General features: G+C 51.9%; 8 protein-coding genes. All 8 read left to right on the top strand.

The features are described 5' to 3' along the window. Window positions 1-25 precede the first annotated feature (25 nt). The 8 genes from pepN to pyrD all read left to right on the top strand — a co-directional run bounded on the left by pepN (window position 26) and on the right by pyrD (window position 16,393). Complete coding sequence (gene pepN, locus K0I31_RS09285; RefSeq protein ID WP_220080622.1) at window positions 26-2,587, top strand: aminopeptidase N; 2,562 nt, start codon at window positions 26-28, stop codon at window positions 2,585-2,587. Window positions 2,588-2,743: 156 nt separating this feature from the next. After that, on the top strand, window positions 2,744-2,962 hold the full coding sequence (locus K0I31_RS09290; protein WP_434086913.1) for a DUF2835 domain-containing protein: 219 nt from the start codon (window positions 2,744-2,746) through the stop codon (window positions 2,960-2,962). A 325-nt stretch (window positions 2,963-3,287) separates the two neighbouring features. Then, the gene (locus K0I31_RS09295; RefSeq protein WP_220080623.1) at window positions 3,288-5,336 is read left to right on the top strand and encodes a DUF1302 domain-containing protein; all 2,049 of its coding nucleotides are present in this window, start codon (window positions 3,288-3,290) and stop codon (window positions 5,334-5,336) included. An 18-nt stretch (window positions 5,337-5,354) separates the two neighbouring features. After that, complete coding sequence (locus K0I31_RS09300; RefSeq protein WP_220080624.1) at window positions 5,355-6,719, top strand: DUF1329 domain-containing protein; 1,365 nt, start codon at window positions 5,355-5,357, stop codon at window positions 6,717-6,719. Between the two features lie 147 nt (window positions 6,720-6,866). Then, window positions 6,867-7,880: a WD40/YVTN/BNR-like repeat-containing protein gene (locus K0I31_RS09305; protein WP_220080625.1), complete on the top strand. Its 1,014-nt coding sequence runs from the start codon at window positions 6,867-6,869 to the stop codon at window positions 7,878-7,880. A 12-nt stretch (window positions 7,881-7,892) separates the two neighbouring features. After that, window positions 7,893-10,196, top strand: a complete 2,304-nt coding sequence (locus tag K0I31_RS09310; protein WP_220080626.1) for an efflux RND transporter permease subunit — start codon at window positions 7,893-7,895, stop codon at window positions 10,194-10,196. Between the two features lie 264 nt (window positions 10,197-10,460). Then, window positions 10,461-15,305 (top strand): NAD-glutamate dehydrogenase, encoded by a 4,845-nt coding sequence (locus K0I31_RS09315; RefSeq protein ID WP_220080627.1) that lies wholly within the window; start codon window positions 10,461-10,463, stop codon window positions 15,303-15,305. 62 nt (window positions 15,306-15,367) lie between these two features. Next, window positions 15,368-16,393 carry a quinone-dependent dihydroorotate dehydrogenase gene (gene pyrD / locus K0I31_RS09320; protein ID WP_220080628.1) on the top strand — a complete coding sequence of 342 codons (1,026 nt, stop codon included), beginning with the start codon at window positions 15,368-15,370 and terminating at the stop codon, window positions 16,391-16,393. Window positions 16,394-16,439: the final 46 nt, after the last annotated feature.

Here is a 16,439-nt window from a genome sequence, read left to right on the forward strand (position 1 = left end):
AATCTTTTCAGATGAGGGAATCTTAATGGCACAGGTTAAGGCCAAATATTTAAAAGACTATCGCGCACCGGATTTCACTATTACTCAGGTGGACCTCTCCTTTGTGCTCGATGGTGCCAATACTCAGGTGACTGCGGTCAGCCAGGTGAAGCGTCTAAACGATGCTGCGCACACCCTTGAACTGGACGGCGAAGGCTTAAACGTTAGCCAGCTGCTGGTCGATGGTAAGCTTCATGATTATCGCGTCACCGAGGGGCAGCTGAGTATCGAAACCGACTTAGCCGACTTCGAACTCACCATAGTGACTAAGCTGGATCCCGAAGCCAACCTGGCGCTGGAAGGCCTATACATGTCTGATGGCGCCTACTGCACTCAGTGTGAGGCGGAAGGTTTCAGACGCATCACCTATTTCCTCGATCGCCCCGATGTGCTAGCGATTTATAAGGTACGCATCGAAGCCGACAAGGCGGCGTTTCCTTACCTTTTGAGCAATGGTAACCGTGTCGATTCAGGCGATATCGACGGCGGACGTCACTTCGTCTGCTGGGAAGACCCTTTCCCGAAACCTGCGTACCTGTTTGCCTTAGTCGCGGGTGATTTCGATCTGCTGGACGATAGCTTTACCACTAAAAGCGGACGCGAGGTTGCGCTGCAGGTCTTCGTCGACAAGGGCAACCTGCACAAGGCACACCACGCCATGGCATCGCTGAAGAAGTCGATGGCATGGGATGAGAGCCGCTTCGACCTTGAGTATGACCTCGATATCTACATGATAGTCGCGGTGGATTTCTTCAACATGGGCGCCATGGAGAACAAGGGGCTGAACGTGTTCAACACTAAATATGTGTTGGCAGATAAAGACTCGGCGACCGATGAAGATTATCACGGCATCGAGTCTGTAGTGGGTCACGAGTATTTCCATAACTGGACGGGTAACCGCGTCACCTGCCGTGATTGGTTTCAGCTGAGTCTGAAAGAGGGCCTGACGGTGTTTCGCGATCAGGAATTCAGCTCAGATGTGGGCTCCAGAGCGGTCAACCGAATCCATGCCATCAAGGTGATCAAGAATCAGCAGTTCGCCGAAGACAGCGGTCCAATGGCCCATGCCATTCGTCCCGAGTCTGTGATTGAGATGAATAACTTCTATACCGTGACCGTCTACAACAAGGGCGCAGAGGTGATCCGCATGATGCACACCCTGCTCGGTGAGCAGGGCTTCCAGGCGGGGATGAAGTGTTATTTTGAGCGTCACGACGGTCAGGCCGTAACCTGTGTTGATTTCGTCGCGGCGATGGAAGATGCCAGCGGCGTGGATCTGACTCAGTTCAGACGTTGGTATAGCCAGTCGGGTACGCCTGAGCTCACGGCCATTGAGCACTATGACGCCGAAAAACAAGAATATCGTCTGAGCCTGCGTCAGCACACGCCGCCGACGCCGGAGCAGAGTGAGAAGTTACCGCTGCACATTCCACTCGATCTCGAGCTGCTTGGCAGCGACGGCCGCTCACTGCTCAGCCAGGTCTTTAGCATCACAGAGGCAGAGCAAGAGTTGGTGTTTAACGGCATGAGCGAGCAGCCTGTGCCGTCATTGCTGCAAAATTTCTCGGCGCCGGTGAGACTCAACTTCGACTATAGCGTAGAGCAACTTATCCACCTGATGCGCTATGCCAGCAGCGAGGTGGCCAAGTGGGAGGCCTCGGCCGCACTCTTTAGCCAGGCGGTTTGGCAAAATGTGGCCCACCTTAAGGCGCAGAAGGCTATGTATGTCGACCCGCGCCTTGTCGATGGGGTGAAAGGCTTACTACTCGATGAGCAGCTGGATCAGGCATTGCTGGCAGAGGTGCTTAGGTTCCCAAGCCTGAATACCCTGGTAGAGCAGGTGACTTGTGTCGATCTCGATGCCCTGGCTGCGGCCCGCGAGTTTATGCTCGAAGAGATCGCCGCTGGTTGTGAAGATGAGCTGCTTGCGCGTTATCGTGAGCTGAGTCTGTTAGACGATGCCGGGGCGAGAGCCCTGAAAAATGCCTGTCTTGGATTATTGCTGCAAACGTCGGACGCTCATCAAGGCCTGGCTCAGCGCCAATATGAGCAGGCTGGCAACATGACAGATAGCCTGGGCGCTCTGGCCGCGCTCAACCTTGAGCAGTCTGAGCTGCGCGCCAGTCTGCTGCAAGACTTCCAACAGAAGTGGGCAGATACGCCTTTGGTGATGGATAAATGGCTGACGCTGGAGGCATGCTGTCCGGGTGAAGATCGCTGTGACGCACTGCGTGAGCTTACCCAGCATAGCGCCTTTAGCTTCGCCAATCCGAACCGGGTACGCTCCTTAATCGGCGCGTTCGCGGCGGCCAACCCAGAAGTGTTCCACCGCATCGACGGTAGTGGCTATCGTTTCCTGACTGAAGCTATCATTAAACTTAATACCTTAAATCCTCAGGTGGCTGCACGTATCATTACGCCGCTGATCCAATTTAAGAAGTTTGATGAAAAGCGCCAGCAATTGATGCGTAGTGCCCTGCAAGAGATTTTGGCCTTGCCGGATCTGTCTAAAGACCTGTATGAGAAGGTCTCTAAGGCGCTGGCTTAATTGCTGGCTTATGATCTGATTCGGTTACAGGCTCAGTTTCTGGTTTAGTTATTGGCTTAGCCGTTAGTGAATCGTCAGGCTGACTTAACGTAAACAGATTGTCTAAGAGAGTAGGGCGAGGTGCATAGCATCTCGCCCCATTTTAGAATGTAAACTATGATGATATTTACCTTTCCCATGCAGGTGAGTTACCAGGAGTTTCTCAATTATTATCAAGGCAGTATCGATAAGATTGAGGTGAAAGACAGCTCAGGTCAGACCCTCTGGATCCACGCCCGTCACTTCAGACCCTTTCTGACCACCTCAGGTATCAGGGGTTACTTTCGTCTGCAACTCGATGATGAAGGTAAACTGGTTTCTCTGACCCAAGTTTAAGATTTTTAGAGTATATACTTCAAACGGGCGATTTCGATTCATCAAAGGCTTAGCTTTCGATGACACAAGTTTAATTGCCTGTTTATGCTTGTTTTTTCAACGGGCGTTTTTCATCTGGTACGACTTGTTAGAATAGATTTAAATCGTGTGTTTGAATTTACGTAAGCCATTTAGCTTAAGTGCACAAATCTCAAGGTAATTTTCTGTTTTTTCGCCTTGCTCATCACCCCCAAATGCTGTAACAATGGTGTTACCTGTACGCTAACAAGATGTTGGCCACCATTCCTATAACAAAGAATCCAGCAGGTTACGGAGAAGAGCTAAAATGAAAAACGTTAAAAATGGCTTTAACAAGTCAGCGCTAGCTTTGGGGATCGTCGCAGCGTTGAGTATTGGAGCGACTACGGGCGTGCAAGCCGTGTCGTTCGATTGGGGAGAAGTTCAAGGTTCGTTCGATTCAACATTCAGTGCCGGTGCAAGTTGGCGTGTTGAGGAGCGAGACTGGGATAATCAGATCGGTAAGGTGAATCACCCGCGCTTTGACTGGTCAAACTATACCGCATTCGGTAACACCAAATATACTTCGGCCGAGATTTGGGCTCAGCCAGGTTCCTACTCGAGTAATGGTGACTTGAGTAACATGCTCTACTCTCAGGGTGACGTAACCTCTATGGTGTTCAAGGGATTGCATGAACTGTCACTCAAATATAAGAATTTCGGTCTGTTTGCCCGTGGCATGTATTTCTACGACCAGAAAGCCAACAACGGCAGCTATGGCTACAGCGATCCGATAACCGGCAAAGAGTATGACCCTTGTGCCGACTCCGAGGCCTCTAAGGTACAGTGTAAAGATGTGCGCCTGTTAGATGCCTTCATCTATGGCGATTTCGATCTTAACGATGGTGCCAACCCACTTAGCGTCCGAATCGGTAATCAGGTGGTCTCTTGGGGTGAAAGCACCTTGATCCCGCACGGTATCGGTGTGATCAACCCGGTGGATCTAAACATTCTCAATGCGCCGGGCGCCGAGCTTAAAGAAGCCTTCAGACCTCAGGGGATGATCTGGGCGTCACTGGGGGTGACCGAATCGCTGTCGGTAGAAGCCTTCTATCAATATGATTGGGAACCCGTTTGGGTGCCGACTCCTGGCTCTTACTTCTCAACTAACGATTTCGCCGGCTATGGCGGCTATTCGCAAAATGCGCAGCTGGGCTTCAACGCTAACCCGGATATCAATCTCGATTTCTTGATCGGCGAGTATCAGAAGCTGGCGGCCATGGTGGCATCGGGTCAATATGATGCGGCGACACTGGGTTCATTGGCACTGGCTTATCCGACTAAGGTGACCCTGATGCAAGATCAGGCAAGCGCCAGCGACTCGGGCCAGTACGGTATCAAGCTAGGTTACTATGCGCCAGAGCTGGGGGAAACCGAGTTTGGTTTCTACTACATGAACTATCATAGCCGTCGCCCGCTGATCAGCGGCACCGCGGCTAACTTTACCCAGGAAGCGATTGGTAAAGATTTAGCGACTCTGGCAGCCCTTGGGGCAACTGGTGGTACAGTCGAACGTCAGACACTGCTGGGTCTAGAGACCTTCTCTAAGGCACAGATCGAATACCCAGAAGATATCAAGCTCTATGGCTTTAGCTTCAACACCCTGATTGGCGATACTTCTGTGGCCGGTGAGATAGCTCACCGTCAAGATGAGCCGCTACAGATCGATGACGTGGAACTCCTGTTTGCCGCCATGCCACAGCAGCTGGCCAATGCGGGATTGCGTCCAGAGTTTGATGGCATCTCTCAGGTGAAAGGCATTGGTTCTGGTGAAGCGGCCGAGGGTTATATCCGCCGTGATACGACTCAGGCACAGGTGACCTTCACCCATCTATTTGGTCCAACCCTGGGTACCGATAACCTAGTCATGCTGGCCGAGGTTGGTGGTGTGTGGATCCACGACATGCCAAGTTTCGATGAGCTGCGTCTCAATGGACCAGGTACTGCGCGCTCTGGCGGCAACCCAAATATGCCTGGCATCATAGAGGCAGTTCACAATGGTCCTGAGACTAACCCTTTCCCAACAGATTTTGCCTGGGGTTATCGTCTGGTGGCCAAGGCCGAATACAACAACCTGTTTGCGGGGGTCAACATGGCGCCGCGCATCATCTTCTCACATGATGTTGACGGGATCACACCCGATCCTATGTTCCTGTTCACCGAAGGTAAGAAGTCCGTCGCTATCGGCGTGAACTTCGATTATCAGAGTCGTTGGGGCGCAGATTTCTCCTACAACTCCTTCTTCGGTGGTGTCGGCACCACGAATCTGATGTCAGATCGTGATTACGTGTCGTTTAACATCAAGTATTCAATCTAATTCACAAGGACAATAAGAATGAAAAAACTAACACTATTGTCGGCAGCTGTGATCGTCGCATTGACCGCGCCAACAGCCTTTGCAAAAGTATCAGAGGCCGAGGCGGCCAAGCTTGGCACCGAACTCACGCCGCTCGGTGGTGAAAAGGCGGGTAACGCAGATGGCTCTATTCCTGCCTGGGATGGCGGCATCACCAAACCTGTTGCGGGTTACGAGAAGGGGATGCATCATCCAGATCCTTTCCCTGGCGATAAGATTGAATTTACCATCACTAATGCCAACAAGGCGCAGTACAAGGATAACCTGACCGAAGGTCAGATGAAGCTGTTCGATCTTTATCCTGATACCTTCAAGATGAATGTTTATCAGACACGCCGCACCGCCTCTGTGCCGCAGTTTGTATACGATGCCACTAAGGCCAACGCTTCGCGCGCCGAATTGGTGGCCGATGGTAACGGTATCTCTGGCGCCTCAATTGGCGTGCCTTTCCCGATCCCACAAAATGGTCTCGAGGCGATTTGGAACCACGTGCTGCGTTTTCGTGGCGTAGATGTGGAAACCGCCCGTAGCCAGGCGGCGCCTACAGCATCTGGTAGCTACACCTTGGTGGAAACTGCCGAAGAGATCCGCTTCGAGTACTCTCGTCCCGAGATGACTCTGGACAAGCTAAAAGAGTCGAACACCCTGTTCTACTTTAAGCAGGTGGTGACGCAGCCAGCACGTCTGGCGGGTACCGCACTGTTGGTGAAGGAGACCATGGATCAGGAGGCGCTACCGCGTCAGGCTTGGACCTATAACACAGGGCAGCGCCGCGTGCGCAAGGCGCCAAACGTCGCCTTCGATACTCCGGGTACTGTGTCTGATGGTCTGCGCACCACAGATGATTTCGATATGTTCAACGGCTCGCCAGTGCGTTACAACTGGGAACTGCTAGGCAAGAAAGAGATCTACATTCCTTACAACGACTACAAGCTGCACTCAGATAAGCTCAAGTATGAGCAGATCCTGAAACCAGGCCACATCAACCCAGATTATGTGCGCTGGGAGAAACATCGCGTGTGGGTGGTCAAGGCTCAGCTGAAGGAAGGGATGCGTCATATCTACAAGACCCGCGTCTTCTATCTGGATGAGGATTCTTGGCAAGTGTCTATGGCGGACATGTACGACAACCGCGATGAGCTTTATCGCGTCGCCGTGGCGCACGCCATCAACTATTACGAAGTGCCGACTCACTGGACCACACTCGAAGTGATCCACGATCTACAATCTCGTCGTTACCTGGCTATGGGTCTGGACAACGAGGGTCGTATGTATAACTTCGATGCCAAGTTGAGCGAAGCGAACTTTACCCCAGCGGCATTGAGACGCGCTGGTATTCGTTAAGCGCTTATACCTAGGCTTATATTTAAGTATTTAAGTATTTAAGTATTTAAGTATTTAAGCCTAGGTACTTGTGTATTAAGGACTCATTCTTTAAAGAGTTAGCGTAGAGGGGCCTGTTGGCCCCTCATTTCACGAAAGGAAGTTTGTATGTGGTTTAGCATGCTTCGGCTTGTCGCTTTATCTTCACTCTGTTTTGTCACTCTCGGCGGGGCCCAAGGGGCAACCGAGGTGACAGGCTCCGATATTCAGCCGCTGGCGACGCACTCCCTGGTATTGGATATCGCCAAGCAGGGCGAGACCATGATTGCCGTAGGCGATCGCGGTCATCTATTCCGTTTTACCGATAGCTGGCAGCAGGTGAGTTCACCGAGCCGTGCCTTGCTGACCAAGGCGACCCTGTTAACGCCAGAGCTTGGCTGGGCAGTGGGCCATGATGCCACCATATTGCATACCCAAGACGGCGGTAACAGCTGGGTAGAGCAGATGCGCTCTCCCGAAATTGAAAAGCCGTTTTTGGATGTGCTCTTCTTCGATGCCGAGCATGGTATCGCCATTGGCGCCTATGGTCTCTTCTATCGCACCCAGGATGGCGGTAAGCAGTGGCAGCAAGAGTTTCACACCGAACTTTTGTATGAAGAAGATCAGGCGTATCTGGATGAGTTAAAGGCTGAAGATGAAAGCCTTTACTTGAAAGAGCGCAGCACCTTACTGCCTCACTTTAATCGCGTGGTGCGCCTGGCCGATGACCGCCTCTTGATGGTGGGCGAACTCGGTTTAGCGGCCCAGTCACAAGATAATGGCCTCACCTGGCAGCGCATCGAGTTCCCCTACGAGGGCTCGCTGTTTAACATCTTAGTGGCTAAACAGGGGATCTATGTGCTCGGGCTTCGCGGTCACCTGTTTAAGAGCGAAGGGGATCTCGAGCAGTGGCAAGAGATTGAGCTGACCACAAAATCGACCCTCAACGGCGGAGTGGTGCTGAGTGACGACAAGGTCAGGTTGGTCGGTAACGGCGGCGTGGTGATCGACGTGGCCAGCGATGATAGCGTGACTATGGTAACGCAGCGTCAGGGGGAAAACCTGGTGGCTATCGGTCAGGATAGGACGGGTACACTGTGGATTGCCGGTACCAAAGGCTTAGTTGCATTACAACAAAAATAATAAGGCCCAGGCATGTTAGATAAATTAGTTAATGGATTAGAATCCTTCCTGTTTCGGCAACGGGCCTATGTGATATTCGCCTTCTTGCTGGCAACATTGTTTCTCGGTTTCCAGGCCAGCCATCTGAAGATGGATGCCGCGTTCGTTAAGAACATTCCGCTTAATCATAGCTATATGCAGACCTACCTGAAGCATCAGAAGCAGTTTGGCGGCGCCAACAGCATCATGGTGGCGGTGGAAGACAGCAGTGGCAACATCTTCAACCCCAACTTTTTCGATACCCTAAAACAGGTACACGATCAGCTGTTCTTCATCCCTGGCGTCGATCGTGCCCAGGTGAAGTCGCTCTATTCACCCTCGACCCGCTTTACCGAGGTGGTGGAAGATGGTTTTGCCGGCGGCCCGGTGATCCCGGCGGATTTCTCGACTACCCCTGCCGGGCTTGAGGTGGTGCGTAGCAATATAGAGAAGGCGGGCATAGTCGGGCGTCTCATCGCCGAAGATTATTCGGCGGCCATGGTGACCGCGCAGCTGATGGACTTCGATCCTCAGACCGGCGAGCCACTCGATACCCTGGCCTTTGCCAGTCAGCTCGAGAAGGAGCTGCGCGGCCAGTATGAAAACGACAAGATAAAGATCCATATCATTGGCTTTGCCAAGATGGCCGGCGATGTGGCCGAGGGTGCCAAGGGCGTGGTGCTCTTCTTCGCCATCGCCATTTTGGTAACTGCCGTGATGGTGTATCTCTTCTCCCACTCGGTCAAGCTAACCCTACTGCCTTTGGTGTGTAGCCTGGTAGCTGTGGTTTGGCAGCTGGGTCTGCTTACTGTGGTTGGCTTTGGTCTGGACCCTATGTCGATTCTGATCCCCTTCCTGGTATTTGCCATCGGGGTGAGTCATGGTGTGCAGATGATCAACGCCGTCAGGCGCCGTGTGGGTGAGGGGGAAACCACTAAGGCCGCCGCCGCGCTGGCATTTCGTAGCCTGCTGATCCCAGGCGGGGTAGCGCTGCTCTCCGATACCGTGGGCTTCATGACACTGCTAGCCATCGATATCGGTATCATTCGCGAGCTGGCTATCTCGGCATCCTTGGGTGTGGCGGTGATCATCCTGACCAACCTGGTGTTGCTGCCACTACTGATCTCCTTTACCGAGGTCAAGGCGCTGCCGACCAAGTCTAACGGTAAGGTGGATGCGCTCTGGGCTAAGCTCTCTAATTTCGCGACGCCCAAGTATGCGGTTATCGTGTTGCTGGCTACCGTCGCCCTTTATGGCGTAGGCCTGCAGCAGGCGAGTAAGATGAAGATTGGTGACCTGCAGGGCGGCGCGCCGGCGCTGCATTTTGACAGCCGCTACAATCAGGACACCTTCTATATTACCGATCACTTCTCTATTACCACAGACGTGATGACGGTGATCGTCGAGGCGTTTCCCGAGGCTTGTACCTATCATGATGTGCTGACCCAGATAGATGAGTTTGAGTGGTTGGTGGCCAATACCCCAGGAGTCGAGTCGACCGCGAGTCTTGCCTCAATCGCTAAGCGGGTTAACGCAGGGTTTAACGAGGGTAATCCTAAGTGGCAGGTGCTGCCTCGCACCACGGCGAGTCTGGTCCAGGCGGTAGGGCAGATCCCGACCACCTCGGGTCTGCTGGATGGCAACTGCTCTGTGATGCCTGTGTATCTGTTCCTGAAAGATCATAAGGCGGAGACCATTGAGCAGGTGATCGACAAGGTCAAGACACTGTCGGCCAAGATGGACAGCGACAAGCTCAAGTTTAAGCTGGCTTCAGGCCCGGTTGGTGTGATGGCGGCGACCAACGAGGCGGTGGCTGAGGCGCAACTGCCTATGATGCTCTATGTCTATGGCGCCGTGTTTGTGCTTTGTCTAATTAGCTTCAGATCGATTCGCGCGACGGTGGCGGTGATCCTACCGCTCTATGTGGTATCGACTTTGGCGCAGGCGCTGATGACGCAGCTCGATATCGGTCTGGCGGTGAGTACACTGCCGGTGATCGCCCTAGGTGTGGGGATTGGTGTGGATTATGGTATCTACATCTTGTCGACCATGGCGGTCAAACTCAGAGACGGCATGCCGGTGCAGACCGCCTATCATCAGGCGCTTATTGAGCGGGGCAGCGCGGTGATCTTCACCGGCCTGACACTGGCGATTGGCGTGAGCACCTGGTTCTTCTCTGCACTTAAGTTCCAAATGGACATGGGGATCCTGTTAACTTTCATGTTTTTAGTGAATATGTTGGGTGCAATAATTATTTTGCCTGCGATAGGCGCGGTTTTCTGGCGTAAGCCGCGATAGTGAACTGAAAGAGAGAGCATTAGCTCTCTCTTTTTTTGCATAGTTACGCTCACTTTACGATTGTTTTTTCATCATGCACATCAATAGGGCCGCAAAACCCCGAGGGATGAGGATCTACCACTAAAATAGTTCTCGAAAATTGGCACATTTAGTAATAAACTTCGCGCTATGACTTAGGTCACATAATTAGATTTGGCCTGTCATATGCTCAAGCATCCATAAAATTACAAAAACGCTGCCATAGACCCTAAAGGAAACAGCAACATGGCCTTGAAAGATGCAATGCCTTCAGTACTACTCGAGAACGTAGTCAGCCTAATTCATTCGAAAGTTCCCAATACACAAGCCAAGCAAGTTGAACAGTTCGCAACTTGTATTTATGCCCACATGTCGAAAGATGACTTGCAACACCGCAATGACAGTGATCTTTACGGCGCCGTCCTCAGCCTTTGGAATGCCGCGAACAAGACGCCTGTTGGCGAGACCCATATTCGCGTGTTTAACCCGAGTCAATCTAAGCATGGTTGGAAATCATCCCACTCAATTATCGAGGTGATTCAACCGGATATGCCTTTCCTTGTTGACTCTGTAGGCATGGCGCTTAACCGCATGGGCATCACCACTCACATGATGCTGCACACGCCATTGACCGTGAAGCGTGACCAAGGCGTGATCACAGGTGTTAGCTACAACGATGACAAGGATGAGAGCAACGACAAGGTTGCCGTATTCCTGATCGAAGTCGACAGACTGAGCAGCGACGCCGATATCAAGAGCCTGGAAAAAGAGATTCAATCTGTATTGGGTGACGTGGCTGCATCGGTCAACGACTGGCAGGCGATGTCGAACAAGCTGAGCGAGACCATCGCCGAGCTACCTAGTCGTCCGTTCCCGGGTGAGAAGCGTGAGCTGGATGAGGCCATCAACTTCCTGACCTATCTGAACAACCATCATTTCACCTTGCTGGGTTACCGCCGTTACGACCTGCACAAGGTCGAGGGCGATCTCGAGCTGCTGCCGGCTAACGAGACCAGCCTGGGTCTGATGAATGTACCGGGTAAGCCTAAGAGTTCTAAGGGACTCATGCTTTCCAGTCTGTCAGATACCGCTCGTAAAGAAGCGCTCGACAGCAGTCTGCTTATCCTGACCAAGAGCACTGAGAAGAGCCGCGTTCACCGCCCAGCCTATGTCGACTATATCGGCATCAAACGTTTCGACGAGCAGGGTAACGTTATTGGTGAAGACAGATTCATCGGCCTGTACGCGTCAAACCTGTATAACCGTAGCCCACGTGAGATCCCGCTACTGGCAGAGAAGATCCAGCGCGTACTGGATGACTCTGGCCTGACGCCGCATTCTCACGACTACAAGGCTTTGATGCATATTCTGGAAACCTTACCGCGTGACGAGATCGTTCAGGCTCGGGAATCTGAACTGGCCAGCATGGCTCACGGTGTACTCGAGATGCAAGATCGCGACAAACTCAAGCTGTTTGTTCGCAAGGATGGCTTCGGTCGTTTCCTCTCTTGTCTGGTATACGTCTCTAAAGACAGATACAACACTAAGCTGCGTGAAGATACTCAACGTATTCTGGCGCAGCACTTCAACACTAAAGAAGATGTTGAATTTACAACTTATTTCTCTGAGTCTACGCTCGCGCGTACTCACTATATAGTCAAAGTCGATAATAATATTACGGATGTAGATGTGGCTGCCATCGAAAACAATCTAATTGAAGCTGCGCGTTCATGGGAAGACAAGTTAAACACAGCGCTGATCACTGCCCAAGGCGAAGAGTCTGGCAACCGTTTGGTCAAACGTTATGTGAATGCGTTCCCACGCAGCTACAAAGAAGATGTGTTGCCTAGCTCTGCGGTGGTGGATATCGAGCACTTAGAAGCGCTGGATGATGATCACAAGCTTGGCATGCTCTTCTATCAGCCACAGGAAACCGCGCTTAAAGACAACAAGGTTCGCCTGAAACTCTTCCATAAAGATGAGCCAATCCATCTGTCTGATGTATTGCCTATGCTGGAAAACTTCGGCCTGCGCGTGATCAACGAACGTCCCTATGAAGTGATGACCGCCGATGGTTCAACCTTCTGGATCCTTGACTTCTTGATGACGGTACAAGGCGCGGCGGTTGATAACCTGGCAGATAGCCAAGATAGATTCCAGACAGCCCTGTCTCAGGTATGGCGTAAAGAGCTTGAAGATGACGGCTTTAACCGTCTGGTATTGGCGACCGGTCTGTCTGGCCGCGAAGTGTCTGTACTGCGTGCCTATGCTAAGTATATGCGTCAGATCGATGCGACCTTCAGTCAGGCCTACATCGAAGAGACCTTTAGCAGCTACCCACAGATAGCAGATCTGCTGGTGAAGATGTTTATCCGTAAGTTCAACCCTAAGCTGAAGACTCGTACTCTGGCTAAGTTTGTTGAACAGATCGATATGCGTCTGGAAGATGTATCTAGCCTGGATGACGACCGTATCATTCGTCGTTACTTGGATCTGATCAACGCCACACTGCGTACCAACTTTTATCAGGTGCTGCCAGACGGTAGCAACAAGCCATACGTGTCATTCAAGTTCTCCCCTGAAGAGATCCCTGAGATGCCACGTCCGCTGCCTAAGTTTGAGATCTTCGTCTACTCACCAAGGGTTGAAGGTGTTCACCTACGTGGTGGCAAGGTTGCCCGCGGTGGCCTGCGCTGGTCTGACCGTCGCGAAGACTTCCGTACCGAGGTACTGGGTCTGGTGAAAGCACAGCAGGTGAAGAACACTGTTATCGTACCTGTGGGCGCCAAGGGTGGCTTCGTTTGTAAGCAACTGCCGACCGAAGGTGGCCGCGATGCCTTCTTCACTGAAGGCCAAGAGTGTTACCGCCTGTTTATCCGCGGTCTGCTGGATATCTCTGACAACATCGTCGAAGGCGAAATCGTTCCACCGGCAAACGTGGTTCGTCACGATGAAGACGACCCATATCTGGTTGTGGCGGCCGACAAAGGTACCGCGACCTTCTCTGATATCGCCAACGCTATCTCTGAAGAGTATGGTTTCTGGCTAGGAGACGCCTTCGCATCCGGTGGTAGTAACGGTTACGACCATAAGAAGATGGGTATCACGGCGCGCGGCGCGTGGGAATCTGTTAAGCGTCACTTCCGTGAGATCGGCATCGATTGCCAGACCACAGATTTCACCTGTTTGGCGATCGGTGATATGGCCGGTGACGTATTCGGTAACGGTATGCTGCTCTCTGAGCACACTCGTCTGGTGACGGCATTTAACCACATGCATATCTTCATCGACCCGAATCCGGATGCGGCCAGCAGTTATAAAGAGCGTGCACGTCTGTTCGAGATGCCACGTTCAAGCTGGGAAGATTACAATAAAGATTTGATCTCTAAGGGCGGTGGAATATTCCTGCGCTCGGCCAAGTCAATCACACTGACGCCAGAAATGAAGAAGATGCTGGATACCAAGAAAGCATCTATGACACCAAACGAGCTGCTTAAAGAGCTGCTGAAGATGAAGGTGGATCTGATCTGGAACGGTGGTATCGGTACCTACATCAAGGCGACCAGCGAGACGCACGCCGAGGTGGGTGACCGCGCCAACGACGCACTGCGCGTTAACGGTAACGAGGTTCAGGCCCGCATCATAGGCGAGGGTGGCAACCTAGGTTGTACTCAACTGGGTCGTATCGAATATGCCGCCAACGGTGGCCGCATGAACACCGACTTCGTGGATAACGTAGGTGGTGTGGATTGTTCGGACAACGAAGTTAACATCAAGATCTTGCTGAACGCCATGGTTGCCGAAGGTGAGATGACGGTGAAACAGCGTAACCGTCTGCTGGTTGAGATGACTGACGAAGTCAGCCGCATCGTACTGCAAGACTGTAAGGATCAGACCCGTACCATCTCTGTGACTCAGGTGCGCGGTGCCGAGCAGTTGAAAGAGCAGATCCGCTTCATCCATTACCTGGAGAAGGAAGACAAGCTAGACAGAGCACTCGAGTTCCTGCCGAGTGATGATGAGCTGGCTGAGCGTTTGGCGAACGGTAAGTCACTGACTCGCCCTGAGCTGTCGGTACTGGTGGCCTACGCCAAGATGGTATTGAAAGAGCAACTGCTCACGCCGGAAATTACCGACGATTCTTTCCTGAGCCAGCTGCTTATCGAATACTTCCCTCGTCAGCTACAGGAGAAGTACAGCGAGCGTATGGTTACCCATCCGCTGCGCGCCGAAATCATTGCTACCTCTTTGGCCAACGAGTTGGTTAACGACATGGGCTTGAATTTCGTTCAGCGTATGCAAGATGAGACTGGTGCCTCAGTCGCCGAAGCCGCTATCTGCTACACTATGGCTCGTGAAGTATTTGGTTTAGCTGAATTAACTAAATCGATCACGGCGCTAAACGGTGTGGTACCTGCTGTGGTTCAGGGTGAGATGCTGCATCAGTTGCGTCGTAATCTACGCCGCGCGTGTCGTTGGTTCTTACGTCATCGTAACCGTAACCAAAGCATTGAGCAGGTTGTGGCCTTCTTTAGCCCAGTGTTCCAGGAACTTCGTCAGAACGTTCATCAGTATCTGGTGGAAGATGAAGTTAACGGCATCCGCGCCGAGATTGCAGCGCTGGTGAAAGAAGGGGTACCAGAGCAGGTGGCGACCGATGTCGTCAATATGAGCACATTGTTCTCTGCACTGGATATCTCACAAATTGCCGAGCTGGAAGATAAGCCAGTGGCCTTGGTTGCCGAGACCTACTACAAGTTAGGTGCTCGTATCGACCTACACTGGTTCCTCGAGCAGATCAGTGCCCAGCCTGTGGCTAACCACTGGCAGGCGCTGGCGAGAGCGGCATTTAGGGAAGAACTCGATTGGCAACAACGTTCACTGAGTTCAGTGGTGTTACGTACCTGCCCATCGGTTTGCGACGCTGACGCCATTATCGATCAGTGGGTCGAATCCAATCAGGGCTTATTGGAGAGATGGTTCCACATGCTTGCAGACTTTAAGACCTCGCAGACCCACGAGTTTGCTAAGTTCTCAGTCGCCCTACGTGAGCTGAATCTGTTGATCCTTCATTGCGAAGGTCAATCGTAAAAAATAAAAATTAGTCATGAGCCCTGGCAATCGCCGGGGCTTTTTTCGGTCTAGGAGAATGCATGTTTTACAAAATCGCACAGAAAGTGATGTTTCAGATGGATCCAGAGAAGGCCCATAACCTTGCTATAGGCAGTCTGAAGTCAACTGCGAATTCGCCATTAAACTGCTTTTATGCACAGAAGCTGCAAGCGGCCCCTGTCGAGTTTATGGGATTGACCTTTCCAAATCCTGTCGGCTTGGCTGCCGGTATGGACAAGGATGGTGAATGTATCGATGCGTTCCACGCCATGGGATTTGGCCATGTGGAAGTGGGCACGGTAACGCCACGTCCACAGCCTGGTAATGATCAGCCGCGCCTGTTTCGTTTAAAGCCGGCTAAGGCGATTATCAATCGTATGGGCTTTAACAATAAGGGTGTCGATAATCTGGTCGCTAACCTGAAGGCAGCCAAGTCTGGCGCCATGGTTGGGGTGAATATCGGTAAGAACAAGGATACGCCGGTAGAGCAGGGCAAAGAGGATTACCTCATCTGTATGGATAAGGTTTACCCCTATGCAGCCTATATTGCGGTCAATATCTCATCGCCAAACACACCAGGCCTGCGCAGTTTGCAGTATGGCGATCTGCTTGATGATCTATTGGGATCACTAAAAGCTAAGCAAAAAGATCTTGCCGAGCGTCATGGAAAGTATGTGCCGATCGCACTGAAAATTGCGCCGGATCTTGAGCCAGAGGAGATTGAGAAGATTGCCGAGTCGCTCATTCGTAACGAGTTCGATGGTGCTATCGCCACCAACACCACGCTGACCCGCGACGGTGTCAGCGGCTTGGTGAATTCTAACGAAGCCGGTGGCTTAAGTGGTAAGCCTTTGAATTCATTGTCAACAAAAGTGATTAAGCAGTTGGCTGATTGCCTGAAAGGTCAGGTGCCCATCATAGGGGTTGGTGGTATTAACAGTGCAGCCGACGCGCTAGATAAACTTGATGCGGGTGCGACCATGGTACAAATTTATTCTGGTTTTATTTATCGCGGACCAGAATTAATTAAAGAGATCGTCGATGCTTATCGCGTAAAAAGTAAATAAGATCTTATTTTAGATCTTAAAACGATCGCGCGATCTTATTTAGATC

Source organism: Shewanella spartinae (genome assembly GCF_019457555.1).
Classification (GTDB): domain Bacteria; phylum Pseudomonadota; class Gammaproteobacteria; order Enterobacterales; family Shewanellaceae; genus Shewanella; species Shewanella loihica.